General features: G+C 62.2%; 25 protein-coding genes. 18 read left to right on the top strand and 7 right to left on the bottom strand.

Annotated features, from left to right (window positions below):
* Positions 1-11: 11 nt before the first annotated feature.
* The gene (locus REH59_RS09195; RefSeq protein ID WP_014861664.1) at positions 12-1,721 is read right to left on the bottom strand and encodes a S8/S53 family peptidase; all 1,710 of its coding nucleotides are present in this window, start codon (positions 1,719-1,721) and stop codon (positions 12-14) included.
* A gap of 53 nt (positions 1,722-1,774) precedes the next feature.
* Positions 1,775-2,950 carry a hypothetical protein gene (locus REH59_RS09190; RefSeq protein ID WP_014861665.1) on the bottom strand — a complete coding sequence of 392 codons (1,176 nt, stop codon included), beginning with the start codon at positions 2,948-2,950 and terminating at the stop codon, positions 1,775-1,777.
* A 125-nt stretch (positions 2,951-3,075) separates the two neighbouring features.
* Here REH59_RS09190 and REH59_RS09185 point away from each other — a divergent pair, with 125 nt between their 5' ends.
* The 16 genes from REH59_RS09185 (at position 3,076) to nuoN (ending at position 21,946) form a co-directional block, all read left to right on the top strand.
* Entirely contained in the window at positions 3,076-3,840 is a 765-nt protein-coding gene (locus REH59_RS09185) for a secretin N-terminal domain-containing protein (protein ID WP_209019162.1), read from the top strand.
* A gap of 490 nt (positions 3,841-4,330) precedes the next feature.
* Positions 4,331-5,656, top strand: a complete 1,326-nt coding sequence (gene aceA, locus REH59_RS09180; protein WP_014861668.1) for an isocitrate lyase — start codon at positions 4,331-4,333, stop codon at positions 5,654-5,656.
* 290 nt (positions 5,657-5,946) lie between these two features.
* Positions 5,947-6,609 carry a lysoplasmalogenase gene (locus REH59_RS09175; RefSeq protein ID WP_014861250.1) on the top strand — a complete coding sequence of 221 codons (663 nt, stop codon included), beginning with the start codon at positions 5,947-5,949 and terminating at the stop codon, positions 6,607-6,609.
* Between the two features lie 383 nt (positions 6,610-6,992).
* Positions 6,993-7,406: an NADH-quinone oxidoreductase subunit A gene (locus tag REH59_RS09170; protein WP_003251427.1), complete on the top strand. Its 414-nt coding sequence runs from the start codon at positions 6,993-6,995 to the stop codon at positions 7,404-7,406.
* A gap of 9 nt (positions 7,407-7,415) precedes the next feature.
* On the top strand, positions 7,416-8,093 hold the full coding sequence (locus tag REH59_RS09165) for a NuoB/complex I 20 kDa subunit family protein (RefSeq protein ID WP_003251429.1): 678 nt from the start codon (positions 7,416-7,418) through the stop codon (positions 8,091-8,093).
* Between the two features lie 79 nt (positions 8,094-8,172).
* Positions 8,173-9,954, top strand: coding sequence for an NADH-quinone oxidoreductase subunit C/D (gene nuoC / locus REH59_RS09160; RefSeq protein WP_003251431.1), 1,782 nt, complete (start codon positions 8,173-8,175; stop codon positions 9,952-9,954).
* A gap of 2 nt (positions 9,955-9,956) precedes the next feature.
* Positions 9,957-10,454 (top strand): NADH-quinone oxidoreductase subunit NuoE, encoded by a 498-nt coding sequence (gene nuoE, locus REH59_RS09155; RefSeq protein ID WP_003251433.1) that lies wholly within the window; start codon positions 9,957-9,959, stop codon positions 10,452-10,454.
* Entirely contained in the window at positions 10,451-11,812 is a 1,362-nt protein-coding gene (nuoF, locus tag REH59_RS09150) for an NADH-quinone oxidoreductase subunit NuoF (protein ID WP_014861249.1), read from the top strand. Before nuoE ends, nuoF begins: the two co-directional genes overlap by 4 nt.
* Before the next feature lie 132 nt (positions 11,813-11,944).
* Positions 11,945-14,659: an NADH-quinone oxidoreductase subunit NuoG gene (gene nuoG / locus REH59_RS09145; protein ID WP_014861248.1), complete on the top strand. Its 2,715-nt coding sequence runs from the start codon at positions 11,945-11,947 to the stop codon at positions 14,657-14,659.
* On the top strand, positions 14,656-15,663 hold the full coding sequence (gene nuoH, locus REH59_RS09140; RefSeq protein WP_003251440.1) for an NADH-quinone oxidoreductase subunit NuoH: 1,008 nt from the start codon (positions 14,656-14,658) through the stop codon (positions 15,661-15,663). Before nuoG ends, nuoH begins: the two co-directional genes overlap by 4 nt.
* Before the next feature lie 11 nt (positions 15,664-15,674).
* Positions 15,675-16,223 (top strand): NADH-quinone oxidoreductase subunit NuoI, encoded by a 549-nt coding sequence (nuoI, locus tag REH59_RS09135; protein WP_003251442.1) that lies wholly within the window; start codon positions 15,675-15,677, stop codon positions 16,221-16,223.
* A gap of 10 nt (positions 16,224-16,233) precedes the next feature.
* A complete protein-coding gene (gene nuoJ, locus REH59_RS09130; RefSeq protein WP_003251444.1) occupies positions 16,234-16,734 on the top strand; it encodes an NADH-quinone oxidoreductase subunit J in 501 nt (166 codons plus the stop codon).
* A 3-nt stretch (positions 16,735-16,737) separates the two neighbouring features.
* Complete coding sequence (gene nuoK, locus REH59_RS09125) at positions 16,738-17,046, top strand: NADH-quinone oxidoreductase subunit NuoK (protein ID WP_003251446.1); 309 nt, start codon at positions 16,738-16,740, stop codon at positions 17,044-17,046.
* Positions 17,043-18,896, top strand: coding sequence for an NADH-quinone oxidoreductase subunit L (nuoL, locus tag REH59_RS09120; RefSeq protein WP_014861247.1), 1,854 nt, complete (start codon positions 17,043-17,045; stop codon positions 18,894-18,896). Before nuoK ends, nuoL begins: the two co-directional genes overlap by 4 nt.
* A gap of 40 nt (positions 18,897-18,936) precedes the next feature.
* The gene (nuoM, locus tag REH59_RS09115; protein ID WP_003251448.1) at positions 18,937-20,469 is read left to right on the top strand and encodes an NADH-quinone oxidoreductase subunit M; all 1,533 of its coding nucleotides are present in this window, start codon (positions 18,937-18,939) and stop codon (positions 20,467-20,469) included.
* A 7-nt stretch (positions 20,470-20,476) separates the two neighbouring features.
* Positions 20,477-21,946 (top strand): NADH-quinone oxidoreductase subunit NuoN, encoded by a 1,470-nt coding sequence (gene nuoN / locus REH59_RS09110; protein WP_014861246.1) that lies wholly within the window; start codon positions 20,477-20,479, stop codon positions 21,944-21,946.
* 90 nt (positions 21,947-22,036) lie between these two features.
* Here the strand turns inward: nuoN and REH59_RS09105 are convergent, their stop codons facing one another.
* Positions 22,037-22,300: an ogr/Delta-like zinc finger family protein gene (locus tag REH59_RS09105; protein ID WP_004576942.1), complete on the bottom strand. Its 264-nt coding sequence runs from the start codon at positions 22,298-22,300 to the stop codon at positions 22,037-22,039.
* Positions 22,301-22,479: 179 nt separating this feature from the next.
* Here REH59_RS09105 and REH59_RS09100 point away from each other — a divergent pair, with 179 nt between their 5' ends.
* Entirely contained in the window at positions 22,480-22,860 is a 381-nt protein-coding gene (locus REH59_RS09100) for a helix-turn-helix domain-containing protein (RefSeq protein ID WP_014861245.1), read from the top strand.
* Here the strand turns inward: REH59_RS09100 and REH59_RS09095 are convergent.
* Genes REH59_RS09095 through REH59_RS09085 form a run of 3 tightly spaced genes read right to left on the bottom strand, consistent with a single transcriptional unit; the run spans position 22,857 to position 23,820 of the window.
* The gene (locus REH59_RS09095) at positions 22,857-23,219 is read right to left on the bottom strand and encodes a hypothetical protein (RefSeq protein ID WP_014861244.1); all 363 of its coding nucleotides are present in this window, start codon (positions 23,217-23,219) and stop codon (positions 22,857-22,859) included. The genes REH59_RS09100 and REH59_RS09095 overlap by 4 nt on opposite strands.
* Positions 23,212-23,559 (bottom strand): head completion/stabilization protein, encoded by a 348-nt coding sequence (locus REH59_RS09090; protein WP_014861243.1) that lies wholly within the window; start codon positions 23,557-23,559, stop codon positions 23,212-23,214. The genes REH59_RS09095 and REH59_RS09090 overlap by 8 nt, the downstream gene beginning before the upstream one ends.
* 12 nt (positions 23,560-23,571) lie before the next feature.
* Entirely contained in the window at positions 23,572-23,820 is a 249-nt protein-coding gene (locus tag REH59_RS09085; protein WP_003251454.1) for a helix-turn-helix domain-containing protein, read from the bottom strand.
* A gap of 220 nt (positions 23,821-24,040) precedes the next feature.
* Here REH59_RS09085 and REH59_RS09080 point away from each other — a divergent pair, with 220 nt between their 5' ends.
* Entirely contained in the window at positions 24,041-26,113 is a 2,073-nt protein-coding gene (locus REH59_RS09080) for a TonB-dependent receptor family protein (protein WP_014861242.1), read from the top strand.
* A 103-nt stretch (positions 26,114-26,216) separates the two neighbouring features.
* Here the strand turns inward: REH59_RS09080 and chrR are convergent, their stop codons facing one another.
* A complete protein-coding gene (gene chrR, locus REH59_RS09075) occupies positions 26,217-26,777 on the bottom strand; it encodes a class I chromate reductase ChrR (protein ID WP_003251456.1) in 561 nt (186 codons plus the stop codon).
* Between the last annotated feature and the right edge of the window lie 145 nt (positions 26,778-26,922).

The following is a 26,922-nucleotide window of genomic DNA, read 5'->3' as shown; positions in this document are numbered from 1 at the left end:
GCGGCCACCGCTCAACGCACCCGTTCCAGGCTCTGCACGGCCAGGTCCAGCGCACGCTGCATGTCCAGGCGCGCCGAACGGCCCAGGTCCGGGTCGTTCAGGCGGCCACCACGCTCTGAGGGCAGGATCGGCGCCGTCAGGTCTTCGGCATCCATCGCTTCAAAATCCTGCTCGGCGCCCAGGGTCAAGGCACTGCGCCGCAACAGCATGCGCACCTGTTCCGGGGTAAGTGCCGGGTTGATCGACAGCATCGTCGCCACAGTGGCAGTCACCAAGGGTGTTGCGTACGACGTGCCGCAATGCGCAGCCTCGGCAGACACTGGGCGTATGCAAGCAGCAGCACTGACGTCCACGCGCATGTCGATATTGGAACTGTGACGCTTGCGCACGTGATCGTGGGCTTCAACTGCCGTAGCCTTGTCACTGCGCTGATGCCCGCCCACTACCAGCAATTGCTCGGTGATAAACGACGAAGGCAGGCGATATTCATCGGTCCCCGACCAGGACGCACCATTGCCCGCCGAATTCACCACCACCACATCAGGGTGCTCCTTGCGCAGCCAGAGGAAGAACTCCTCAAGTAACTCCTCGTAGCCACTCATTGCCAGCCCGGAGCGCACCAGCGAATCGACCTCATCACCCTTCACATTGCGTGCCCCGACCCGGTGAATGCCCCAGCTCCAGTTCAGCACCCGCACGCCATCTTCGACCAGGTTCACCGAGGCAGCGATGTTGGCGGTGATACCGGCATCCGAGTTGCGCTCTACCACCACCTCGAAGCCAGGGCTGTGCTTGCCCAGCCCTGGCAAAAAGCCCTCACCCTGCGCAGCGAGAATGCCTGCGACATGGCTGCCGTGGCCTGCCGGGCGATCACCGTCGCGCGCGTAGAGGCATGTCTGGCCTTGTTCGCAGCCCCCTCGATAATGGCTGAACCCTGGGGCGTCAAAGTCCACTTCGCGCTCGATTACCCCGACCCGCACGGGCTTCACCGGCAAGCGAGATGCGGCAATCCGGCGCCGGTAGAAATACAGCGCGTCCATGAAGCGGTTGGCGGCCCATTCGTCCGCCTGGTCGATGGCCCGGGTGCTGCGCCCATTGCCCTCCTCCCCGCGCTCGGGGCCGGACTCTTCGACAATCACGGCATCCACGCTGACTTCACTGCCCATGCGCAGGACCATCGCATCGCGCTGCACCAGGTCATCTACCGGCAAGCGCAACTGGTAGACATTCAGCGGCGGTATGGCACCGACAACCTGGGCGCCGTATTTGCCGGCGATGCGCCGGGCCTCGTCGAGGCCGTCGTATTTTTCTTCGATCAACAGGCTGACCAGATCGACATAGGTGATCAGGCCATCCATGTTCTTCGCCACTTCATCGGGCCCTGCGGCGATCACATGACTGCGTTGGCGGCTCAGCCATACCGGGTTGCTGGTGCGGCCGCCATCGGCCAGCCAGAGCGGGGCACTGCGCTGGGCTTGTCTCGCCAGTTTCAGCGTTAGCCGGTCACCCTGGCGCTCGATATCGGCTTCTGACAGCCGCGTACCGCCGAGCCATACCGTTGGCAGATTTGCCCGGAGCCCTTCGGCACGCAGGCACCATCGCTGCTGGCTATCGCTGAACAAGTCGCCGCAACGCTGCAGCTGCTTGATGCGCAGCGTGTCCGCTGCAGCCTGTGCTCCAAGACTGCAAAGCCATAACAGCAAGATCAGGACACCCTTCATGCAATCACCCCACGCGCTCCCTGTGAGTGCGACTTACGGGGCACCTCAAAGGTTCACCTGTGGCCGGCGACTGCCTGGTCGCGGGCGAGCCATTCGGCCATGGCAGTATCCTCCAACGCGTACTCGCCACGATTGGCCTTCCATACCAGCTCCTTGTCGCGCAGGGCATCGAGGGCCTTCTGTACGTTTGCCGTGTTGACGTTGGCTACCGCCTGGGCCTGCTCCAGCTTGCGGCTGACCTCAACCAGGGTTTGCTCGGTAAACGGGGAAAACGGCTGCCGGCCCAGCGTGCGCTCAGCCATGACCTCTAGCACGGCCTGCTGCAACGGCGTAAGTTCGTTCCAAGCGCTTTCGTAGTCGCTCCACACCCCGGCTTGATGGTTCAGCGCCCCATTGCGCAGCAGTTCACCCAGGTTGCCCGCCTCACCCAGGCCGACACTGACTTCGGCCAACAGTTTGTTGAGCATTTCCGGGCGCCGGCCGACCAATTCGAACGCGTATGCCAGGTCCTCTACCTTGAACTGGTTACTGTCGGCCAGGCGACGGTTCCACAAGGCGGTGATGAATTCGACATATTCACGCCCCAGCAACGGAAAGGGCGTGATGCTGGCACCAAAGAATGGCTGCTTGCTCTTGAGTACCAGGTTGGCCAGCTTGTCGCGACTAGAGCCCGTGAACACCAGGCGCAAGCCATCCGGACGGTCGCCACGGTTAAGGTGGTCACGCGCGGCTTTCAGCGCGAACATCGCATTGAGGCCATCTTCGCTGTTAAGGGCGTGCTGAGCCTCGTCGATGATCAGCACTACCAGCTGCCCTGACACTTGATGCAACACGGCAAGCGCCTGGGCCAGGGTAGTACCCGCAGGCAGTTGCGGGCGGGTGAAATCCCAGCTCAGGGTGCGCAGCAGGTTGATCTTGTCGACACCGGCCTTTTTCGCCGTCCTGGCCAGCGCACCTTCGAATCTGGCCAGCGCAGTACCGATGGCGCCACTGATGAGCTGCGCAGGGGCGGCGTCGCGATCCGACCACAGGTCGACGTAAACCGGTAGCCAGCCGCGCTGTACGCATTCCGGTATGAAGTCGTTGTTGAGGAAGGTGCTCTTGCCCGTACGCCGGGGCGCGGCCAGGAACATGCCCGAGCTGTAATCGACCAACGACTCGCCGGCCAAGTCTTGAGCCAGTGCGTTGGCCAACTGATGACGGCGTAGGAGCGGGCGAACGGGAGACATGCAATTAACCTCAATTATCTTGCCTACTATAATTTATAGCCTACAAGATAAACCAGGATAATACGACCGTCTGCAACCGTGCCGGCGTGATCCAGATCCGGCAAAAAGTCAGCAAATTTGCCATCATGTTGATTCCACCTGCGGAGATCATGGACATGCCGCTACGCCCCCTTTTCACCTCCCTGTTGCTGGTCGCCAGCCTCACCGCCCATGCCGCCACCGAGGTGGTGCCACTTCAGCATCGCAGCAGCGCCGAACTGCTGCCCACCCTGCAGGCCTTCATCGGCAAGGACGGCACGGTCAGCGCCTTCGAGAACAAACTGATCGTCAACGCCAGCCCCGAGCGCATCGACGACCTGCGCGCCCTGCTGCAACAGCTGGATACGGCGCCCAAGCGCCTGCTGATCAGCGTCGACAACAACGACAGCAACTTCCAGGACAACCGCGGCAACGCACGCGTCATTCACTACGGCACCAGCAACCGCGACGGCGGCATGCAACAGGTACAAGCCAGCGAAGGGCAACCGGCACTGATCCAGGTGGGCCAGAGCATCCCCATTACCAGCACCAGCACAGACGGCTATGGGCGCATTCAAAGCAACACCGAATACCGCAACGTGACCCAAGGCTTCTACGTAACCCCGAGCCTGAGCGGCGAAACGGTTCGTCTGCAAATAAGCAGCAATAATGACCGTATCAGCCATGAACGTGCAGATGTAGTGAAAGTGCAAAGTACCGACACGACAGTCACTGGCAAGCTCGGCGAGTGGATCACCCTGGCGGGGTTCAACCAGCAGAGCCAAGCCGACCGCAGCGCGTCAAGCCACACGTACAGCACCCAACGGGGTGAAAACATGACATTGCGGGTCAAAGTCGACCTTGTGGACTGATCCCAGGCAATTCAAGGCTTCGACCAAAGGCCTTGAAACTGACTGCCAAGTCGCATTAGACCAAAGATGTAGTAAGGACAAAAAAGCACTACAAAACATTTGACAGGGTCTTTTTCCCAAGGGCATGATGGCCTCGCTCCCGCTAATCAGGGGCCCTGGCAAGGGCCTTCGGGGCGCGCTCCTTCCACCCCAGGAGGCGCCTCGTGTCTATACGGCCCACAAGGCGGTTCGACGGGATTGCGACTGCAACGAAGAAGTTGTCCCGAGGGACGGAAGCGCATCACCGCAGTACTGGCAATCGCGTAGCACCGCAGCAAGGCAACCACGAGCCGACCTGCCGGAGCGCACTTTCGCCTGGCCTGCCCAACCTTCCCCTTCGAGCCTTCGCGTTCGCCGCCGCATTCCTGCGAACAGGACAGCCGCCAGGCACCTGATCTGCTCCGAGCATCAGCACAATTAACCCAAGATCGATGCGACGAGGTTTATTTCCATGGCACTGACACGCGAACAGCAAATTGCAGCCCTCGAGAAAGACTGGGCCGAGAACCCGCGCTGGAAAGGCGTGACCCGTACCTACACCGCCGCTGATGTCGTTCGCCTGCGTGGCTCCGTGCAACCTGAGCACACCTTTGCCCGTCAGGGTGCAGAAAAACTGTGGAAGCTGGTCACCGAAGGTGCTCACCCGTCCTTCCGCCCCGACAAAGATTTCGTCAACTGCATGGGCGCCCTGACCGGCGGCCAGGCTGTACAACAGGTCAAGGCCGGCATCCAGGCCATCTACCTGTCCGGCTGGCAGGTTGCCGCCGACAACAACTCGGCCGAGTCGATGTACCCTGACCAGTCGCTGTACCCGGTCGACTCGGTACCGACCGTGGTCAAGCGCATCAACAACGCGTTCCGCCGCGCCGACCAGATCCAGTGGAAAGCCGGCAAGAACCCGGGCGACGAAGGCTACATCGACTACTTCGCGCCGATCGTGGCCGACGCCGAAGCCGGTTTCGGTGGCGTACTGAACGCCTACGAGCTGATGAAGAACATGATCGAAGCAGGTGCCGCCGGCGTGCACTTCGAAGACCAACTGGCCTCGGTGAAAAAATGCGGCCACATGGGCGGCAAGGTGCTGGTGCCGACTCAGGAAGCCGTACAGAAGCTGGTAGCAGCGCGCCTGGCCGCTGACGTATCGGGCGTGCCGACCATCATCCTGGCCCGTACCGACGCCAACGCCGCCGACCTGCTGACCAGCGACTGCGACCCGTACGACCAGCCGTTCGTGGTTGGCGAGCGCACCCGCGAAGGCTTCTACAAGGTACGCGCCGGCCTCGATCAGGCCATTGCCCGCGGCCTGGCCTACGCCCCGTACGCCGACCTGATCTGGTGCGAAACTGCCAAGCCAGACCTGGACGAAGCCCGCCGCTTCGCCGAGGCGATCAAGAAGGAGTACCCGGACCAGATCCTGTCGTACAACTGCTCGCCTTCCTTCAACTGGAAGAAAAACCTGGACGACGCCACCATCGCCAAGTTCCAGCGCGAGCTGTCGGCCATGGGTTACAAGCATCAGTTCATCACCCTGGCCGGCATCCACAACATGTGGCACGGCATGTTCAACCTGGCGCACGACTACGCCCGCAACGACATGACCGCCTACGTGAAGCTGCAGGAGCAGGAATTCGCTGACGCCAGCAAGGGCTACACCTTCGTGGCGCACCAGCAGGAAGTGGGCACTGGCTACTTCGACGACATGACCACCGTGATCCAGGGTGGCGCTTCGTCGGTGACTGCACTGACCGGTTCGACCGAAGAAGAGCAGTTCCACTGATAGTGGGTTGCCGTTGAACAAAGGCCCGGGGCTTGTGAAAGCTCCGGGCCTTTGTTTTTAACCGAGCAAGGGCCGGGCCTGCTGGCCAATTTTCACCAGCCGTTCACCGTTGCCGCCGCTACCGTATTCGCGGGTAAACCCGCTCCTACGCTGATCGGGAGGAGACACACATCGGCGATTGGGCACAGGCCGCTGCAGGAACGGGTTTACCCGCGAAAGGGCCGGCACAGGCCGCAGCAAAACCCCGGATCAGGGCTATGCTTGTGGCAGCCCAGCAGCAAGGACCGCCCATGCCTCGTCCAAGCCACCTGATGATTCTCGCCCTGACCGCCGCTGCCCTCTATCTATATGCACTGGCCAGCGACAACACCCTGCTCGCCCTCATGACCAAACCCATCCCGGTGCTGGCCTTGATTGCCTGGCTGCGCAGCACCCCGGTTTCGCCTTATCGCACATGGATCTCGATCGGCCTGGCCTTCTCGGTACTCGGCGACATCCTGCTGGCCATCCCCGCCGACCTGTTCGTGTTCGGCTTGGCTGCTTTCCTTTGTGCCCACCTTGCTTACCTGCGCGGCTATTGCGGCATTACCCTGCGCCCCGCCCTGCCCGCACTGATCTTCAGCGCAATCACGGGCATCGCGCTGCTCGGTGTACTGGCCAGCCACGGCCTCGGCCCGTTGCTGATCCCGGTAGCGCTCTACGCCCTGGCCATCAGCGCCATGCTCTGGCGCGCACTGGCCTGCGGGGGAGTGGCAGCACTGGGTGCCGGCCTGTTCGTGTTCTCCGACAGCCTGATCGGCATCGACCGCTTCGTCAGCCCGTTCGCCGCCGCACCGTACCTGATCATCCTCGCCTACTGGCTCGGCCAATGGGCCATCGCTTCATCAGTCAGTCATCGCTCAACCGATAAAGTATTGACCCAGAGCGGTGCGCGCAGGACCGAGAGCTGCTAGAACAAGGGTTTTTTGCAATTGCAAGTAGGGGGAATCGCCAGATGAACTTTACAAGGCACAGAAGAGCCAAATTCAACGGCAGCAGCTCAAATGATATTAATTATCATTACAGGGGTTGCAATTCGTTACCTGCAGCAAGAAACATAATTAACAAAACCGCGCGTAATGCCCGAATTTCAAGGCTCTCAGCCAGTTACGAACGGTTTTTGTACTTAATCCTACGAATAAATTTGCGACAGAAATTTTACTTGCACCAGGTTTACCCATAAAATCAGCGCGATTGATTCGGCTGCGACATTTGGTCACTGCATGTGCGACGCCAAGTCGCCGCTCTACACTTATTTCAGACTGCAGAGCTGGGTCTCTGTATAAGGATTTCTAGCATGTCCGATTCGGCAGGACTCATCGCCCACAACTGGGGCTTTGCCATCTTCCTCCTGGGTGTCGTCGGCCTGTGCGCCTTCATGCTCGGCCTGTCCAGCCTGCTCGGTAGCAAGGCTTGGGGCCGCGCCAAGAACGAACCCTTCGAATCCGGCATGCTGCCCGTCGGCAGCGCTCGCCTGCGCCTGTCCGCCAAATTCTATCTGGTCGCGATGCTGTTCGTGATCTTCGATATCGAAGCCCTCTTTCTCTTTGCATGGTCTGTGTCCGTCCGCGAAAGCGGCTGGACCGGATTCGTCGAAGCACTCGTTTTCATAGCAATTCTGTTGGCAGGTCTTGTCTACCTATGGCGCGTCGGGGCACTTGATTGGGCTCCCGAAGGTCGCCGCAAGCGGCAAGCGAAGCTGAAACAATGAGGCTTTGGCATGCAATACAATCTCACCAGAATCGATCCGGATGCGCCCAACGAGCAGTACCCGGTCGGTGAACGGGAAACCGTTACCGATCAACTGCTAGAGGACCAGGTCCACAAGAACATCTTCATGGGCAAACTTGAAGATGTGCTGCGTGGCGCGGTCAATTGGGGCCGCAAGAACTCCCTCTGGCCGTACAACTTCGGCCTGTCCTGCTGCTACGTGGAAATGACCACGGCCTTCACGGCACCCCACGACATCGCCCGCTTCGGCGCCGAAGTCATCCGGGCCTCGCCGCGTCAGGCCGACTTCATGGTCATTGCCGGTACCTGCTTCGTGAAGATGGCGCCGATCATCCAGCGCCTGTACGAGCAGATGCTCGAACCAAAATGGGTCATTTCCATGGGGTCGTGCGCCAACTCCGGTGGCATGTACGACATCTACTCGGTCGTTCAGGGGGTCGACAAGTTCCTCCCCGTGGACGTCTATGTGCCTGGCTGCCCGCCACGCCCTGAGGCTTTCCTGCAAGGCTTGATGCTGTTGCAGGAGTCGATCGGCCAAGAACGACGCCCGCTTTCCTGGGTTGTTGGTGATCAAGGTATTTACCGTGCCGAGATGCCAGCCCAGAAAGACCTGCGTCGTGAGCAGCGCATTGCAGTAACCAACCTGCGCAGCCCCGACGAAGTCTGATCCAGCGACCTGCCGCCCGCTCCCGAAGGAGCCGGCGGCCTGGCTTCATTCTTAACGTTGACCCAAAGCGACCGAGACCATGACAGCGGACAACGCTATTTTCATTCCGCCCTACAAGGCTGACGACCAGGATGTGGTCGTCGAACTGAACAACCGTTTTGGCGCCGAAGCATTCGTCGCCCAGGAGACCCGCACCGGCATGCCCGTGCTGTGGGTAAAACGCGCCCAGCTCAAAGAGGTGCTCAGCTTCCTGCGCGGCGTCGCCAAGCCTTACAGCATGCTGTACGACCTGCATGGCGTCGACGAGCGCCTGCGCACCCAGCGCCGTGGCCTGCCAGCCGCCGATTTCAGCGTGTTCTACCACCTGTTGTCGATCGAGCGTAACAGCGATGTGATGATCAAGGTGTCGCTCAGCGAAGGCGACCTGAACCTGCCGACCGTGACGGGCATCTGGCCAAACGCCAACTGGTACGAGCGCGAAGTCTGGGACATGTTCGGCATCGACTTTGCCGGCCACCCGCACCTCAGCCGCATCATGATGCCGCCGACCTGGGAAGGTCACCCGCTGCGCAAGGACTACCCTGCCCGTGCGACCGAGTTCGACCCCTACAGCCTGACCCTGGCCAAGCAGCAGCTTGAAGAGGAATCGGCACGCTTCAACCCGGAAGCCTGGGGCATGAAACGTCAGGGCGCCAACGAGGACTACATGTTCCTCAACCTCGGTCCCAACCACCCTTCGGCGCACGGTGCGTTCCGTATCGTCCTGCAGCTGGACGGTGAAGAAATCGTCGACTGCGTACCGGACATCGGCTACCACCACCGTGGCGCCGAAAAAATGGCCGAGCGCCAGTCCTGGCACAGCTTCATCCCCTATACCGACCGTATCGATTACCTCGGCGGGGTGATGAACAACCTGCCGTACGTGCTTGCGGTAGAGAAGCTGGCCGGCATCAAGGTGCCGCAGAAGGTCGACGTGATTCGCATCATGCTGGCCGAGTTCTTCCGCATCACCAGCCACCTGCTGTTCCTGGGTACCTACATCCAGGACGTCGGCGCCATGACCCCGGTGTTCTTCACCTTCACCGACCGCCAGCGCGCCTACACCGTGATCGAAGCGATCACCGGTTTCCGCCTGCACCCGGCCTGGTACCGCATCGGTGGCGTCGCCCACGACCTGCCACGTGGCTGGGACAAGCTGGTCAAGGACTTTGTCGAGTGGCTGCCCAAGCGCCTCGACGAATACACCAAGGCCGCCCTGCAAAACAGCATCCTCAAGGGCCGTACCATCGGCGTTGCCGCGTACAACACCAAGGAAGCGCTGGAGTGGGGCACCACCGGTGCCGGCTTGCGTGCCACCGGTTGCAACTTCGACCTGCGTAAAGCCCGTCCTTACTCCGGCTACGAAAACTTCGAGTTCGAAGTACCGCTGGCCCACAACGGCGATGCCTACGATCGCTGCATGGTCCGTGTCGAGGAGATGCGTCAGAGTATCCGCATCATCGACCAGTGCCTGCGCAACATGCCGGAAGGCCCGTACAAGGCGGATCACCCGCTGACCACGCCGCCGCCGAAAGAGCGCACCCTGCAGCACATCGAAACCCTGATCACGCACTTCCTGCAAGTCTCGTGGGGCCCGGTCATGCCGGCCAACGAGTCGTTCCAGATGATCGAAGCGACCAAGGGCATCAACAGTTACTACCTGACGAGCGATGGCGGCACCATGAGCTACCGCACCCGGATCCGCACCCCGAGCTACCCGCACCTGCAGCAGATCCCTTCGGTGATCAAAGGCAGCATGGTTGCCGACCTCATTGCGTACCTGGGCAGTATCGACTTCGTTATGGCTGACGTGGACCGCTAAGCATGAACAGCACGCTTATCCAGACAGACCGTTTCGCCCTGAGCGAAACCGAGCGCTCGGCCATCGAGCACGAAATGCATCACTACGAGGACCCGCGCGCGGCGTCCATCGAAGCCCTGAAGATCGTCCAGAAGGAGCGTGGCTGGGTGCCGGACGGCGCCATTCACGCCATCGGCGAAGTGCTGGGCATTCCGGCCAGCGACGTCGAGGGTGTCGCCACCTTCTACAGCCAGATCTTCCGCCAACCGGTCGGCCGCCACATCATCCGCGTGTGCGACAGCATGGTCTGCTACATCGGCGGCCATGAGTCGGTCGTCAGCCAGATCCAGAGCGAGCTGGGCATCGGCCTCGGCCAGACCACCGCCGACGGCCGTTTCACCCTGCTGCCCGTGTGCTGCCTGGGCAACTGCGACAAGGCCCCGGCACTGATGATCGACGACGACACCTTCGGTGACGTGCAGCCGGCTGGCGTTTCCAAACTGCTGGAGGGTTACGTATGACCATTACTTCCTTCGGCCCGGCCAACCGCATCGCGCGCTCGGCCGAAACCCACCCACTGACCTGGCGCCTGCGCGACGACGGCGAGCCGGTCTGGCTGGCCGAGTACGAATCGAAGAACGGCTACGCCGCAGCCCGCAAGGCGCTGGCGCAAATGTCCGCCGACGACATCGTGCAGAGCGTCAAGGACTCCGGCCTCAAAGGCCGTGGCGGCGCAGGCTTCCCCACTGGCGTGAAGTGGGGCCTGATGCCCAAAGACGAATCCATGAACATCCGCTACCTGCTGTGCAACGCGGACGAAATGGAGCCGAACACCTGGAAGGACCGCATGCTGATGGAGCAACAGCCCCATCTGCTGGTCGAGGGCATGCTGATCAGCGCCCGCGCCCTGAAGGCCTACCGCGGCTACATCTTCCTGCGTGGCGAGTACACCACCGCAGCGAAAAACCTCAACCGTGCCATCGATGAAGCCAAGGCCGCCGGCCTGCTGGGCAAGAACATCCTGGGCAGCGGTTTCGATTTCGAACTGTTCGTGCACACCGGTGCCGGCCGCTACATCTGCGGTGAAGAAACCGCGCTGATCAACTCGCTGGAAGGCCGCCGCGCCAACCCGCGCTCCAAGCCGCCCTTCCCTGCCGCCGTTGGCGTGTGGGGCAAGCCGACATGCGTGAACAACGTCGAAACCCTGTGCAACGTCCCGGCCATCGTCGCCAACGGCAACGACTGGTACAAGTCGCTGGCCCGCGAAGGCAGCGAGGACCACGGCACCAAGCTGATGGGCTTCTCCGGCAAGGTGAAGAACCCAGGCCTGTGGGAACTGCCATTTGGCGTTACCGCACGCGAATTGTTCGAAGACTACGCCGGTGGCATGCGTGATGGCTTCAAGCTCAAGTGCTGGCAGCCAGGCGGCGCCGGTACCGGCTTCCTGCTGCCCGAGCACCTCGATGCACAAATGTACGCCGGTGGCATCGCCAAGGTCGGCACCCGTATGGGCACCGGCCTGGCCATGGCGGTCGACGACAGCGTCAACATGGTGTCGCTGCTGCGCAACATGGAAGAGTTCTTCGCCCGCGAATCGTGCGGCTGGTGCACCCCATGCCGTGACGGCCTGCCGTGGAGCGTGAAGATGCTGCGTGCACTGGAAAGAGGCCAGGGCCGCGCCGAAGACATCGAGACGCTGCTGGGGCTGGTCAACTTCCTCGGCCCAGGCCGTACCTTCTGTGCTCACGCACCGGGTGCCGTCGAGCCGCTGGGCAGTGCCATCAAATACTTCCGCTCGGAGTTCGAGGCCGGTGTGGCGCCAGAAAGCGCTGCCACCCTGCGCCCCGACCTGGCGAAGCCGATCGTGGTCGGCGCATAACAAGATGATTAGGCGGGTGGTCCGTGCCACTCGCCAGCTTACCGGCAGGCCCGAGCAATCGAGGCGTGTCGCAAGCTCACCGATTTCCATTAGCCACGCCCGCTCACGCGGGCCAACGAAGAACTTTGAACAATGGCCACTATCCACGTAGACGGCAAAGCGCTCGAAGTCAACGGTGCAGACAACCTGTTACAGGCATGTCTGTCGCTCGGCCTCGACATCCCTTATTTCTGCTGGCACCCGGCGCTTGGTAGCGTTGGCGCCTGCCGGCAGTGCGCAGTCAAGCAGTACACCGACGAGAACGACACCCGTGGTCGTATCGTCATGTCCTGCATGACCCCTGCTTCCGACGGCACCTGGATTTCCATCGACGATGAAGAGTCGAAGGCGTTCCGCGCCAGCGTCGTCGAATGGCTGATGACCAACCACCCGCACGACTGCCCGGTGTGCGAGGAAGGCGGTCACTGCCACCTGCAGGACATGACGGTAATGACCGGCCACAACGAGCGCCGCTACCGTTTCACCAAGCGTACCCACCAGAACCAGGACCTCGGCCCGTTCATCGCCCATGAGATGAACCGCTGCATCGCCTGCTACCGCTGCGTGCGCTATTACAAGGACTACGCCGGTGGTACCGACCTGGGCGTCTACGGCGCCCACGACAACGTGTACTTCGGCCGCGTCGAAGACGGTGTGCTGGAAAGCGAGTTCTCCGGCAACCTGACCGAGGTCTGCCCGACCGGCGTATTTACCGACAAGACCCACTCCGAGCGCTACAACCGCAAGTGGGACATGCAGTTTGCCCCGAGCATCTGCCATGGCTGCTCCAGCGGCTGCAACATCAGCCCGGGCGAGCGCTACGGCGAACTGCGCCGTATCGAAAACCGCTTCAACGGTTCGGTCAACCAGTACTTCCTGTGCGACCGCGGCCGCTTCGGCTACGGCTACGTCAACCGCAAGGACCGCCCACGCCAGCCACAACTGGCCGACGGTACCAAGCTAGGCCTGGACGCCGCCCTGGACAAGGCCGCCGACCTGCTGCGCGGCCGTACCATCGTCGGTATCGGCTCGCCACGCGCCAGCCTCGAAAGCAACTACGGCCTGCGTGAGCTGGTCGGCGCCGAGTACTTCTACTCGGGCATGGAAGCGGGCGAACTGGCCCGCGTACGCCTGGCCCTGAACGTGCTGAACAACAGCCCGCTGCCCGTGCCGACCCTGCGCGACATCGAAGACCACGACGCCGTGTTCGTGCTCGGTGAAGACCTGACCCAGACCGCTGCCCGCGTTGCCCTGGCCGTGCGCCAGGCCACCAAAGGCAAGGCCGAGGCCATGGCCGAAGCAATGAAAGTGCAGCCTTGGCTCGACGCTGCCGTGAAGAACATCGGCCAGCACGCGCTGTACCCGCTGTTCATCGCGTCCCTGGCGGAAACCAAGCTGGACGACGTCGCCGAAGAGTGCGTACACGCCGCGCCGGCCGACTTGGCCCGCATCGGTTTCGCCGTGGCCCACGCCATCGACCCGAGCGCCCCTGCCGTCGCCGGCCTGGACGACGAAGCCAAGGCCCTGGCCCAGCGCATCGCCGACGCCCTGGTCGCCGCCAAGCGCCCACTGGTCGTTGCCGGTACGTCGCTGGCCGACCCAGCGCTGATCGAAGCCGCCGCTAACATCGCCAAAGCCCTGAAACTGCGCGAGAAAAACGGCTCGCTGAGCCTGATGGTACCTGAGGCCAACAGCCTTGGCCTGGCCATGCTCGGTGGCGAGTCGGTCGATGCCGCGCTGGACGCGGTCATCAGCGGCAAAGCAGACGCCATCGTCGTGCTGGAAAACGACCTGTACGCCCGCGTACCGGCCGCCAAGGTCGATGCAGCCCTGGCTGCGGCCAAGGTGGTGATCGTTGCCGACCACTCCAGAACTGCCACCGTCGACCGCGCCCACCTGGTGCTGCCGGCCGCCTCGTTCGCCGAGGGTGACGGTACCCTGGTCAGCCAGGAAGGCCGTGCCCAGCGCTTCTTCCAGGTGTTCGACCCGCAGTACCTGGACAGCAGCATCCAGATCCACGAAGGCTGGCGCTGGATGCACGCCCTGCGTGCCACCCTGCTGAACAAGCCGGTCGACTGGACCCAGCTGGACCACGTCACCAGCGCCTGCGCCGAAGCCGCCCCGCAACTGGCCGGCATCGTCAACGCCGCGCCAAGCGCTGCGTTCCGCATCAAGGGCATGAAGCTGGCCCGTGAGCCGCTGCGCTACTCCGGCCGTACCGCCATGCGTGCCAACATCAGCGTGCACGAGCCGCGCACCCCGCAAGACAAGGACACCGCGTTCGCCTTCTCCATGGAAGGCTACTCGGGTTCGGCCGAACCGCGCCAGCAGGTGCCGTTCGCCTGGTCGCCGGGCTGGAACTCCCCACAAGCCTGGAACAAGTTTCAGGACGAGGTCGGTGGCCACCTGCGTGCCGGTGACCCAGGCGTACGCCTGATCGAATCGCAAGGCGACCGCCTGAACTGGTTCAACGCCATTCCGGGGGCCTTCAACCCGGCCCGTGGCACCTGGACTGCCGTACCGTTCTTCCACCTGTTCGGCAGCGAAGAAACCTCCTCGCGCGCCGCTCCGGTTCAAGAACGCATCCCGGCTGCCTACGTAGCCCTGGCCAAGTCCGAAGCCGACCGCCTGGGCGTCAACGAGGGTGCCCTGCTGAGCCTGAACGTCGCCGGTGTGGCCCTGCGCCTGCCGCTGCGTATCAATGAAGAGCTGGGCGCTGGCCTGGTCGCGCTGCCGAAAGGCCTGGCTGGCATTCCGCCTGCCATCTTCGGTGCATCCGTCGAAGGTCTGCAGGAGGCAGCACAATGAGCTGGTTCACCCCCGAAGTGATCGATGTGATCCTCACCGTGCTGCGGGCCATCGTGGTCCTGCTGGCCGTGGTGGTCTGCGGTGCGCTGCTCAGCTTCGTCGAGCGCCGCCTGCTGGGCTGGTGGCAGGACCGCTACGGTCCGAACCGCGTCGGCCCGTTCGGCATGTTCCAGATCGCTGCCGACATGCTGAAGATGTTCTTCAAGGAAGACTGGAACCCACCCTTCGTCGACCGCGTGATCTTCACCCTGGCACCGGTAGTGGCCATGAGCGCCCTGCTGATCGCCTTCGTGGTCATCCCGATCACCCCGACCTGGGGCGTTGCCGACCTGAACATCGGCCTGCTGTTCTTCTTCGCCATGGCCGGCCTGTCGGTCTACGCGGTGCTGTTCGCCGGCTGGTCGTCGAACAACAAGTACGCCCTGCTGGGCAGCTTGCGTGCTTCGGCACAGACCGTGTCGTACGAGGTATTCCTGGGCCTGGCGCTGATGGGCGTGGTGGTGCAGGTGGGCTCGTTTAACATGCGCGACATCGTTGAGTACCAGGCGCAGAACCTGTGGTTCATCATTCCGCAGTTCTTCGGCTTCTGCACCTTCTTCATCGCTGGCGTCGCCGTGACTCACCGTCACCCGTTCGACCAGCCGGAAGCAGAACAGGAACTGGCCGACGGCTACCACATCGAGTATGCCGGCATGAAGTGGGGCATGTTCTTCGTCGGTGAGTACATCGGCATCATCCTCATCTCGGCGCTGCTGGTAACCCTGTTCTTCGGCGGCTGGCACGGCCCGTTCGGCATCCTGCCGCAACTGTCGTTCCTGTGGTTCGCCCTGAAGACCGCGTTCTTCATCATGCTGTTCATCCTGCTGCGCGCCTCGATCCCGCGCCCACGCTATGACCAGGTGATGGACTTCAGCTGGAAGTTCTGCCTGCCGCTGACCCTGATCAATTTGCTGGTGACCGCTGCGATCGTGCTCTACAACACGCCAGCCGTCGCGGCCCAGTGAGGATTTGACCCATGTTCAAGTATATCGGCGACATCGTTAAGGGCACCGGCACCCAGCTGCGCAGCCTGGCAATGGTGTTCTCCCACGGGTTCCGCAAGCGCGACACCCTGCAGTACCCCGAAGAACCCGTGTACCTGCCGCCGCGCTACCGCGGCCGCATCGTCCTCACCCGCGACCCCGATGGCGAGGAGCGCTGCGTAGCGTGCAACCTCTGCGCGGTGGCCTGCCCGGTTGGCTGCATTTCGCTGCAGAAGGCCGAGACAGAGGACGGCCGCTGGTACCCGGAGTTCTTCCGCATCAACTTCTCGCGTTGCATTTTCTGCGGCCTGTGTGAAGAAGCGTGCCCGACCACCGCGATCCAGCTGACTCCGGATTTCGAAATGGCCGAGTTCAAGCGTCAGGACCTGGTGTACGAGAAAGAAGATCTGCTGATCTCCGGCCCCGGCAAGAACCCTGACTACAACTTCTACCGTGTTGCGGGTATGGCAATCGCTGGCAAGCCGAAGGGCTCTGCACAGAACGAAGCCGAGCCGATCAACGTGAAGAGCTTGCTCCCATAAGGACAGAAAGATGGAATTCGCTTTCTACTTCGCATCCGGGATCGCCGTGGTCTCCACCCTTCGGGTGGTAACTGGCACCAACCCCGTGCACGCCTTGCTTTACCTGATCATTTCGCTGATTTCCGTGGCCATGATCTTCTTCGCCCTGGGTGCGCCGTTTGCCGGCGCCCTGGAAGTGATCGCCTACGCCGGCGCCATCATGGTGCTGTTCGTGTTCGTGGTGATGATGCTCAACCTCGGGCCGGCTTCGGTCGCCCAGGAACGGGGCTGGCTCAAGCCCGGTATCTGGGCAGGGCCGGTGATCCTCGGCACCCTGCTGCTGGCGGAGCTGCTGTACGTCCTGTTCGTCGCCCCGAGCGGCGCCGGCATCAGCGGTACCACCGTGGGCCCGAAAGCCGTGGGCATCAGCCTGTTCGGCCCGTACCTGCTGGTGGTCGAACTGGCGTCGATGCTGCTGCTGGCTGCAGCCGTCACCGCCTTCCACCTGGGCCGCAACGAGGCGAAGGAGTAAATCATGGGTGCTATCCCTCTCGAGCATGGTCTGGCGGTCGCCGGCATCCTGTTCTGCTTAGGTCTGGTTGGCCTGATGGTCCGCCGCAACATCCTCTTCGTGCTCATGAGCCTGGAAGTCATGATGAACGCCTCTGCCCTGGCGTTCGTCGTCGCCGGTGCCCGTTGGGTCCAGCCCGACGGCCAGGTGATGTTCATTCTGGTGATCAGCCTGGCAGCCGCCGAGGCCAGCATTGGCCTGGCCATCCTGCTGCAGCTGTATCGCCGCTTCCACACTCTCGACATCGATGCTGCCAGTGAGATGCGCGGATGAACCTTCTCTTCCTGACTTTCGTCTTTCCCCTCATCGGCTTCCTGCTGCTGTCGTTCTCGCGCGGACGGTTCTCGGAGAACCTGTCCGCCCTGATCGGCGTCGGCTCGGTAGGCCTGTCGGCCGCCACCGCCGCTTACGTCATCTGGCAGTTCAACGTCGCCCCGCCTGAGGGCGGCGCGTACAGCCAGCTGCTGTGGCAGTGGATGTCGGTGGACGGCTTCGCGCCGAACTTCACCCTGTACCTGGACGGCCTGTCGGTCACCATGCTCGGTGTGGTGACCGGTGTCGGCTTCCTGATCCACCTGTTCGCATCCTGGTACATGCGTGGCGAAGCCGGCTACTCGCGCTTCTTCTCGTACACCAACCTGTTCATCGCCAGCATGCTGTTCCTGATCCTTGGCGATAACCTGCTGTTCATCTACTTCGGCTGGGAAGGCGTGGGCCTGTGCTCGTACCTGTTGATCGGTTTCTACTACAGCAACCGCAACAACGGTAACGCGGCACTCAAGGCATTCATCGTCACCCGTATCGGCGACGTGTTCATGGCCATCGGCCTGTTCATCCTGTTCGCCCAGCTGGGCACCCTGAACGTGCAGGAACTGCTGGTGCTGGCACCGCAGAAGTTCCAGGCTGGCGACACCTGGATGGTGCTGGCCACGCTGATGCTGCTGGGTGGTGCGGTCGGTAAATCGGCACAGCTGCCACTGCAGACCTGGCTGGCCGACGCCATGGCGGGCCCGACTCCGGTTTCGGCACTGATCCACGCCGCAACCATGGTGACCGCGGGCGTGTACCTGATCGCCCGTACCAACGGCCTGTTCCTGCTGGCGCCGGACATCCTGCACCTTGTAGGTGTGGTCGGTGGCGTGACCCTGGTACTGGCAGGCTTCGCTGCGCTGGTACAGACCGATATCAAGCGTATCCTCGCCTACTCGACCATGAGCCAGATCGGCTACATGTTCCTGGCCCTGGGCGTGGGTGCCTGGGACGCGGCGATCTTCCACCTGATGACCCACGCCTTCTTCAAGGCCCTGCTGTTCCTTGCCTCCGGTGCGGTGATCGTTGCCTGCCACCACGAGCAGAACATCTTCAAGATGGGCGGCCTGTGGAAGAAGCTGCCGCTGGCCTACGCCAGCTTCGTGGTCGGTGGTGCGGCACTGGCGGCCCTGCCGATCGTGACCGTAGGCTTCTACTCCAAGGACGAGATCCTCTGGGAAGCCTTCGCCAGCGGCAACACCAGCCTGCTGTATGCCGGCCTGGTAGGCGCGTTCATGACCTCGCTGTACACCTTCCGCCTGATCTTCATCGCCTTCCATGGCGAAGCCAAGACCGAAGCCCACGCGGGCCACGGCATCAGCCACTGGCTGCCGCTGGGCGTGCTGATCGTGCTGTCGACCTTCGTCGGCGCCTGGATCACCCCGCCGCTGGCCGGTGTGCTGCCTGAAAGCGCCGGCCATGCCGGTGGCGAAGCCAAGCACGCGCTGGAGATCACCTCGGGTGCCATCGCCATCGCCGGTATCCTGCTGGCAGCCCTGCTGTTCCTGGGCAAGCGCCGCTTCGTCAGCGCCGTCGCCAACAGTGGCATCGGTCGCGTCCTGTCGGCCTGGTGGTTCGCTGCCTGGGGCTTCGACTGGATCTACGACAAGCTTTTCGTCAAACCGTACCTGCTGATCAGCCACATCCTGCGCAAGGACCCGGTTGACCGCACAATCGGCCTGATTCCTCGGATGGCGCGTGGTGGCCACGTGGCCATGAGCAAGACCGAGACTGGCCAACTGCGCTGGTACACCGCCTCTATCGCCGTGGGTGCCGTGCTGGTGCTCGGTGCCGTGGTAGTGGCTGCGGTATGACTATGAATCTTGCGACTTTGCCAAAGGAAACCAACCCGTCATGATTTTGCCTTGGCTGATCCTGATCCCCTTCATCGGCGGCTTCCTGTGCTGGCTGGGTGAGCGCTTCGGCGCCACCCTGCCGCGCTGGATCGCGCTGCTTACCATGTCCCTGCTGCTTGGCATCGGCCTGTGGCTGTGGGGTACCGGCGACTACACCCTTGCTCCCGCCCCGGGCGCCGAACCGGCCTGGGCCCTGGAATACAAAGTCCAGTGGATCCAGCGCTTCGGCATCAGCATCCATCTGGCCCTTGATGGCCTGTCGCTGCTGATGATCCTGCTCACCGGCCTGCTCGGTGTGCTGTCGGTACTGTGTTCCTGGAAAGAGATCCAGCGCCACGTCGGCTTCTTCCACCTCAACCTGATGTGGATCCTCGGCGGCGTGGTCGGTGTGTTCCTGGCCCTGGACCTGTTCCTGTTCTTCTTCTTCTGGGAAATGATGCTGGTGCCGATGTACTTCCTCATCGCGCTCTGGGGTCACAGCTCGGCAGATGGCAAGAAGACCCGGATCTACGCGGCGACCAAGTTCTTCATCTTCACCCAGGCCAGCGGCCTGATCATGCTGGTGGCGATCCTGGGCCTGGTGCTGGTCAACTACAACACCACTGGCGTGCTCACCTTCAACTACAGCGACCTGCTCAAGGCCGAGTTGCCAGCCGGTGTCGAGTACGTGCTGATGCTGGGCTTCTTCATCGCCTTCGCGGTGAAGCTGCCGGTAGTGCCGTTCCACTCCTGGCTGCCTGACGCTCACGCCCAGGCACCGACCGCAGGCTCGGTGGACCTGGCGGGTATCTTGCTGAAGACAGCGGCCTACGGCCTGCTGCGCTTCGCCCTGCCGCTGTTCCCGAACGCCTCGGCCGAGTTCGCGCCGATCGCCATGACCCTGGGCCTGATCGGTATCTTCTACGGTGCCTTCCTGGCCTTCGCACAAACCGACATCAAGCGCCTGATCGCCTTCTCCAGCGTCTCGCACATGGGCTTCGTGCTGATCGGTATCTACTCCGGCAGCCAGCAGGCCCTGCAAGGTGCGGTGATCCAGATGCTGGCCCACGGCCTGTCGGCTGCGGCACTGTTCATCCTGTCCGGCCAGCTGTACGAGCGCCTGCACACCCGTGACATGCGCCAGATGGGTGGCCTGTGGCACCGCATCGCTTACCTGCCGGCCATCAGCCTGTTCTTCGCAGCGGCATCGCTGGGCCTGCCAGGCACCGGCAACTTCGTCGGCGAGTTCCTGATCCTGATCGGCAGCTTCGTGCATGTACCGTGGATCACCGTGATTGCCACCACCGGCCTGGTGTTCGGTTCGGTGTACTCGCTGATCATGATCCACCGCGCCTATTTCGGCCCGGCCAAGACCGACACCGTGCTGGCCGGCATGGACGGTCGCGAACTGATCATGGTTCTGGGTCTGGCGGTATTGCTGATCCTGCTGGGCGTGTATCCGCAGCCGTTCCTCGACACCTCTGCCGCCACCATGAGTGGTGTGCAGCAGTGGCTCGGATCCGCTTTCACTCAACTCGCTTCGGCCCGGTAAGAGCGCTATGGAATTCACCACTCAACACTTCATCGCATTGGCGCCGATGCTGATCACCACCATCACCACGGTGGTGGTGATGCTGGCGATCGCCTGGAAGCGCAACCACTCGCAGACCTTCCTGCTGTCCACCGTGGGCCTGAACCTGGCCCTGCTGTCGCTCCTGCCGGCGCTTAAGGTCGCGCCGCTGGCGGTCACCTCGCTGATCACCATCGACAAATTCGCCTGCCTGTACATGGCGATCATCCTCATCGCGACGCTGGCCTGCGTCACCCTTGCCCACGCCTACCTCGGCGAGGGCTCCAAGGGTTTCCCGGGCAACCGTGAAGAACTGTACCTGTTGCTGCTGATGTCGGCCCTCGGTGGCCTGGTGCTGGTCAGCGCCAACCACCTGGCCGGCCTGTTCATCGGCCTGGAGCTGCTGTCGGTACCGGTCTACGGCCTGGTGGCGTATGCCTTCTTCAACAAGCGATCGCTGGAAGCCGGCATCAAGTACATGGTGCTGTCGGCCGCAGGCTCGGCTTTCCTGCTGTTCGGCATGGCACTGCTGTACGCCGACGCCGGCAGCCTGAGCTTCGACCAGATCGGCAAAGCCCTGGCTACCACCAGCATGCCAAGCCTGGTGGCCCAGCTGGGCCTGGGCATGATGCTGGTCGGCCTGGCCTTCAAGCTGTCGCTGGTGCCGTTCCATCTGTGGACCCCGGACGTGTACGAAGGCGCCCCAGCACCGGTCGCCGCGTTCCTGGCAACCGCCAGCAAGGTGGCAGTATTCGCCGTTGTCGTACGCCTGTTCATGCTCTCCCCTGCTGCCAGCAGCGGCGTGCTCAGCACCGTACTGGCGGTGATTGCCGTAGCCTCGATCCTGATTGGTAACCTGCTGGCGCTGACCCAGAGCAACCTCAAGCGTCTGCTGGGTTACTCGTCCATCGCCCACTTCGGTTACCTGGTCATCGCGTTGGTCGCCAGCAAGGGCCTGGCCCTGGAAGCCATGGGCGTTTACCTGGTCACCTACGTGATCACCAGCCTGGGCGCCTTCGGCGTCATCACACTGATGTCCTCGCCATACGGCGGCCGTGACGCCGATGCCCTGTACGAGTACCGCGGCCTGTTCTGGCGCCGCCCGTACCTGACAGCGGTACTGACCGTGATGATGCTGTCGCTGGCGGGTATCCCGCTGACCGCCGGCTTCATCGGCAAGTTCTACATCATCGCTACCGGCGTCGAATCGCACCTGTGGTGGTTGGTCGGTGCGCTGGTGATCGGTAGCGCCATCGGCGTGTACTATTACCTGCGCGTCATGGTTACCCTGTACCTGGTCGAGCCGAACCTGCGTCGTCACGACGCCCCGCTGAAGTGGGAACAGCGCACCGGCGGTGTCATGCTGCTGGCTATCGCCATTCTCGCTTTCGTACTGGGTGTGTACCCGCAGCCCCTGCTGGAAATGGTTCAGCAAGCGGGCCTGCAACTGATCGGTTGATCACCCCGGCAGCCCCGGTAACAGAAAACACCCCGCCTAGGCGGGGTGTTTTTTTATCTGCACGTTTTGCTACCTGCGCCCAATGGTGCCTCACTCACTCGGGCAGCCCTGGCCTGCGCCCGGCAAGGCGGCCTTGCGCAAATCACCATTGGCCGAAGGCAGGTACACTTCCGGATTGGGCATGCCGCTGGGGGAGAGTTCATGGGTCATTTCGAATTCGGCGCGCACTGACCAGCCACACGCCTCGGTGGTGCATTGCAAATAAGCGATTCGCAGGAAAATATGGCGCCCTTCGCTAGTACGTATGCGCATCCGGCTGTGGCAATGCGGGCAAACCAGCTTGTAAGTACTCACGGCAAGTACCTGCTAGCATTGCCCAGGCTAGCCTGTGTATCAGTATTGGCTGCAACTGTGGGTGTATTCTTCAATTTGATGGTTCTCATTGCAGAAGTGCTCCTTAAAACGCAGGGCTGTATTCATAACGAGTAGTTTAAGCCCATGGAATATCATTAAACCAGTCATGGATATTTGTTATGAGTACTCACATACTTGCTGAGGTGCTCACCCGCCTTAAGCTTCTCACTGGCGCAAACACAGATGCCGAGCTGTCACGTGCACTGTCGGTCAGCCCGCAAACGCTGAGCAGCTGGAAGGTTCGCGAAAGCATTCCTTACTCACTTTGCATAGACATCGCCAAAAAGCACGCATGCTCACTGGACTGGCTATTGCTGGGTCAAGCCGAGCACATCGCCGCTGACCCAGGTGATGCGGGCTGGGAGTGCGAAATGCTCGAACGGCTGCGCACGCTCTCGCACAGCGATCGCCAGGCCATCCTGCTGTTCATCAAGGACAAACAGCGCATCCAGCAGTTGGAACAGCAACTGAGCGAGCTCGGCGGCGCAACCAATGGCTAACCCCGACGGCGCCAGCGCTGGATGAGCTCGCGCGGGTCGAGTGTATCCAGCCAGACCATGACCTTGAGGCTGATGGGGATCACCACCACAGCGGCCACGAATGCCGCCATGCCCCGGGTCAGCAAAGGCACCAATGACGAAACCAGTGGCTCGAACAAATGGCCCACGCCCACGGTCACGAATAGCAGCAGCATTTTCTTGGCCAGCGTCAGGCGCCTGGCCTCACTGGTGATCAATCGATCGCGTGCCGCGCTCACCAACAATGCTCCCAGCAGCGCGGCGAACAGCACATCGCCATCCACCCCCAGGAACGTCACCAATGCCGGGGCCAGGTGGTCGAAAACAGATCGCTCAGGCATGCACTTGCCCTCCGCGCGGAACAGGCAGGCAGGCGGTTGAACCCAGGCTATACATGACCGCCGCTTCGACGAAACGGATGTAGCACACCTGCAAGGCACGCCCATGATCATGCCCGGCCACATCCTCGAGGCGCTTGTAGCCCCGCTCTCGCAGCACTGACCGCCAGCGGGCGAATTCGCGTGCAGCCTCGATAGCAGCGCAGCGCGCGGCCACTTCCAAAGCAGCATCACTGACAGACCGCGGCAGTTGCAGGTGCTCACGCAAACTGCCCAAATCCACCCGCGGCCAGAACGGGTCATGGCAATCGGCAAAGCGCGGTAGCCGAGGATCGTTGCTCATGCTCTACCCCCCTTACTGCTCGGCCAGCATGCCGTAGCGAATGGCCTTGATCACAGCTGCCACCCGGGTAGGCACTTCAAATTTGCGCAGGATGTTGGACACGTGAAAGTTGACCGTCGACTCCTTGCATTCAAGGATCTGGCCGATCTCCCACGAGCTCTTGCCATAAGCACACCACAACAGCACTTGCTGTTCACGTGGCGTCAGGCGAACCGGGGCGTCCGCCAAGGGTTGCTGCGAGTGTCGAGCGTTGTCAGTCATGTTTGAACTCCACGGGTGATTGAGCGAGGCATTACTGCCTACCTGCAGTCACCTTACGAAGCACAGGCCACCCACCTCCACCGCCGTGGTTTGTAAAGAACTTTCGTACAAGACCGTATGACGAAGGTTACGCACGATTTGCTGACTTTCTGCGTGCTCCAAGCCGCATTTCGCTCGTCTCAACGCCGTTGTCCATTCGCCTTTCGCCTGGAGTCGTACAATGCGTTCCGATTTACCCCTCTCGTCCTGCCTCGGTCTGCTGGCGGCCTTGGCTGCTACTCAGCCCGCTCTGGGGGCATCCTCGGTCGAATTGGGCCGAGTGCTGATCACCGATGAGGAGCAGAACGAGCTGACGGCAGCCAGCGAGCGCCTGCGTGAAATACCGGGGGCCAGCAACCTGGTGGACATGCAGCGCGTGGGGCAAGGCCGGGTGGCCAGCAACCAGGACGTGCTGGCCTATCAGCCTGGGGTGTTCGCCCAATCGGCAGGCAACGACGGCATCAAGCTGTCGATACGCGGCTCGGGCCTCAACCGCGCGCCGGGGGCGCACGGTTCCGGCGTTTACACGATGTTCGACGGCCTGCCGCTGACCGGCCCGGGCGGCACGCCTTACGAATTGTTCGAACCGCTGTGGCTGAGCCGTGCCGAAGTGCTGCGTGGCGCCAATGGCTTTGACCAAGGCTCCCTGGCCTTGGGCGGTGCCATCAACTACGTCACCCACACCGGCTACGACGCGCCTGCACTGCAAGTACGCTACGAGGTCGGTAGCCGCGGCTACCAGCATCGGCACATCAGTTCGGGCCAGGTGCTGGGCAATCTCGACTATTACGTGGCCCTGACCGACTCGGAATATGACGGCTACCAGGCGCACAGCAGCGGCAGCGCCAAGGGCATTGCCGCCAATGTCGGTTACCGCTTCAACCCCGACCTGGAAACCCGCTTCTACCTGCGCTACCGGGAAACTGAAAACGAACTGCCTGGGCGCCTGACCAAAGACCAGATCAAGCACCACCCACGCGCGGCCAACCCCAACTATCTGGCACGCGACGACAGCCGCCCGCAACCAGGCAGCACCTGGGTGGGCAACAAGACCACCTTCTACCTCGACGACGAGGCGCGCCTGGAAGCCGGCCTGGTCTATCACGACTACCCGATGGACCTGCGCGAAGGCCCCATGCGCCTGAAGGTCGCCTATACCGATGTCAGCGGTACGCTGAACTATTTCCGCCGCGACACACTGTTCGGGCGCGAGAGCAAGACCACCGTCGGTTGGCGTACCACCAAGCACCTGCCCAACAGCGGCGCTTCGCAATTTACCCGCAATGGCGATGTGTTCGGCGAGCGCACCCGTGACTTCACCTACCAGGGCTCGGACACCGTGCTGCATGTTGGCAACGATCTGGAACTGGTCCCCAACCTGTGGCTGAGCACCGGCCTGGCCATGATCTACACGCGCCGCGAAAGTGACGTGACCTACCCTGCTGAAGGCGGCAAGGTGAGCATGCATGACTGGGACTATGCCCCCCGCCTGGGGCTGCGCTACGACATCCGCCCGGACTTGCAGGTGTACGGCAACCTGAGTCGCTCGGTAGAGCCGCCACACCCGTGGTCGCTGATCTGGAGCGCGCCCAGCACAGGCGGCAAGCAGATCCAGCCGATCGAGATGCAGAACCAGACAGCCACCACCCTGGAACTGGGCGCCCGTGGCGACTCGGCCCTCGGCCGCTGGGACCTGGCCTGGTACTACTCGCAAGTACGCCACGAACTGCTGGCCGTTGAGGTAGTGCCGAACTTCACCTCGGAATTCAACGCCAGCGCTACCGTGCACCAAGGCGTGGAAGCCGGCCTCGACAGCACCCTGTGGGAACGCGCGGGCACTGGCAAGCTGAGCTTGCGCCAGGCCTACACCTTCAGCGACTTCCACTACCGTGATGACGACACGTTTGGCGACAACCGTCTGCCCGGCATCCCCATGCACTACTACCAGGCCGAGCTGCGCTATGACTGGCCGAGCGGCTTCTATGCCGGGGTCAACACACAAATGGCTTCGAAGGTGCAGGTGGACTACGCCAATAGCTACCACGCCGATGAATATGCCTTGCTCGGCGCACGCGTTGGCTGGGACTCACCGAAACAGGACTGGCAGACCTGGCTGGACCTGCGCAACCTGACCAACCAGCGCTATGCAGCGACCGTGACGCCGGCCTACAACGACGCTGGCCAGGACAATGCCCGTTCGACACCGGGCGAAGGGTTTGGCGTATACGCGGGGGTTTCCTACAGCTTCCGCTGACGGGTAGGCGCGGGTTTACCCGCGAATGCGTCGGCAAATTCAATGCCGCATTCGCGGGTAAACCCGCGCCTACACAGGGGCGTTGCACAGTAGGATTAGGGGCTCAGACCGCCCTGTTCAACTTCACCCATGAAGCAAACCTGTCGACAAACGCCTGCAAGAACGGTCGCGTCTTGTCGTTGAGCTTGCCCGAATCCTCGAACAAGCTCGCCGCACCGCCAAGGTAAGCCTCGGGCATCTGCATGCAGGGCATGTCGAGAAACACCAGCGACTGGCGCACCGCATGGTTGGCGCCAAAGCCACCAATCGCCCCCGGCGACACACTCACCACCGCCGTCGGCTTGCCGCTCCAGGCACTTTGCCCGTAAGGACGCGAACCCACATCGATGGCATTTTTCAGGCAGCCTGGCACCGAGCGGTTGTATTCCGGGGTGACGAACAGCACCGCATCACTGCGGCGGATTTCATCGCGAAAACGCTTCCAGGTTTCCGGCGGTGCCTCGGCTTCGATATCTTCGTTGTACAGCGGCAGGTCGCCAATCTCGACGATCTTCAGCGCAAGGCTGGACGGCGCCAGCTCCGAAAGTGCGCGGGCGACCTTGCGGTTGTAGGACTCCTTGCGCAAGCTGCCCACGACGACTGCTACCGAATACACCTGGCTCATGGCAATTCCAACCTTTGCGGGTTAAATAGACGTTGTAGTTATAGATGACCGTTCTCCAGTGCCTAAGTTTTTTTTCCGCAGGACGAAAACTTCCGCATCTGTTTCACGGTCTATGACTTCATACATTTCCTACGTAATTCAGAGG

It is taken from the genome of Pseudomonas sp. BO3-4 (genome assembly GCF_034044115.1).
Classification (GTDB): Bacteria; Pseudomonadota; Gammaproteobacteria; order Pseudomonadales; family Pseudomonadaceae; genus Aquipseudomonas; species Aquipseudomonas alloputida.
This window is presented reverse-complemented; position numbering and strand designations above follow the sequence as displayed.

Coding starts and splice junctions, on each gene's coding strand:
- REH59_RS09195 (WP_014861664.1), bottom strand. CDS start 1,721: ATGAAGGGTGTCCTGATCTTGCTGTTATGGCTTTGCAGTCTTGGAGCA.
- REH59_RS09190 (WP_014861665.1), bottom strand. CDS start 2,950: ATGTCTCCCGTTCGCCCGCTCCTACGCCGTCATCAGTTGGCCAACGCA.
- REH59_RS09185 (WP_209019162.1), top strand. CDS start 3,076: ATGTTGATTCCACCTGCGGAGATCATGGACATGCCGCTACGCCCCCTT.
- aceA (WP_014861668.1), top strand. CDS start 4,331: ATGGCACTGACACGCGAACAGCAAATTGCAGCCCTCGAGAAAGACTGG.
- REH59_RS09175 (WP_014861250.1), top strand. CDS start 5,947: ATGCCTCGTCCAAGCCACCTGATGATTCTCGCCCTGACCGCCGCTGCC.
- REH59_RS09170 (WP_003251427.1), top strand. CDS start 6,993: ATGTCCGATTCGGCAGGACTCATCGCCCACAACTGGGGCTTTGCCATC.
- REH59_RS09165 (WP_003251429.1), top strand. CDS start 7,416: ATGCAATACAATCTCACCAGAATCGATCCGGATGCGCCCAACGAGCAG.
- nuoC (WP_003251431.1), top strand. CDS start 8,173: ATGACAGCGGACAACGCTATTTTCATTCCGCCCTACAAGGCTGACGAC.
- nuoE (WP_003251433.1), top strand. CDS start 9,957: ATGAACAGCACGCTTATCCAGACAGACCGTTTCGCCCTGAGCGAAACC.
- nuoF (WP_014861249.1), top strand. CDS start 10,451: ATGACCATTACTTCCTTCGGCCCGGCCAACCGCATCGCGCGCTCGGCC.
- nuoG (WP_014861248.1), top strand. CDS start 11,945: ATGGCCACTATCCACGTAGACGGCAAAGCGCTCGAAGTCAACGGTGCA.
- nuoH (WP_003251440.1), top strand. CDS start 14,656: ATGAGCTGGTTCACCCCCGAAGTGATCGATGTGATCCTCACCGTGCTG.
- nuoI (WP_003251442.1), top strand. CDS start 15,675: ATGTTCAAGTATATCGGCGACATCGTTAAGGGCACCGGCACCCAGCTG.
- nuoJ (WP_003251444.1), top strand. CDS start 16,234: ATGGAATTCGCTTTCTACTTCGCATCCGGGATCGCCGTGGTCTCCACC.
- nuoK (WP_003251446.1), top strand. CDS start 16,738: ATGGGTGCTATCCCTCTCGAGCATGGTCTGGCGGTCGCCGGCATCCTG.
- nuoL (WP_014861247.1), top strand. CDS start 17,043: ATGAACCTTCTCTTCCTGACTTTCGTCTTTCCCCTCATCGGCTTCCTG.
- nuoM (WP_003251448.1), top strand. CDS start 18,937: ATGATTTTGCCTTGGCTGATCCTGATCCCCTTCATCGGCGGCTTCCTG.
- nuoN (WP_014861246.1), top strand. CDS start 20,477: ATGGAATTCACCACTCAACACTTCATCGCATTGGCGCCGATGCTGATC.
- REH59_RS09100 (WP_014861245.1), top strand. CDS start 22,480: ATGAGTACTCACATACTTGCTGAGGTGCTCACCCGCCTTAAGCTTCTC.
- REH59_RS09095 (WP_014861244.1), bottom strand. CDS start 23,219: ATGCCTGAGCGATCTGTTTTCGACCACCTGGCCCCGGCATTGGTGACG.
- REH59_RS09090 (WP_014861243.1), bottom strand. CDS start 23,559: ATGAGCAACGATCCTCGGCTACCGCGCTTTGCCGATTGCCATGACCCG.
- REH59_RS09085 (WP_003251454.1), bottom strand. CDS start 23,820: ATGACTGACAACGCTCGACACTCGCAGCAACCCTTGGCGGACGCCCCG.
- REH59_RS09080 (WP_014861242.1), top strand. CDS start 24,041: ATGCGTTCCGATTTACCCCTCTCGTCCTGCCTCGGTCTGCTGGCGGCC.
- chrR (WP_003251456.1), bottom strand. CDS start 26,777: ATGAGCCAGGTGTATTCGGTAGCAGTCGTCGTGGGCAGCTTGCGCAAG.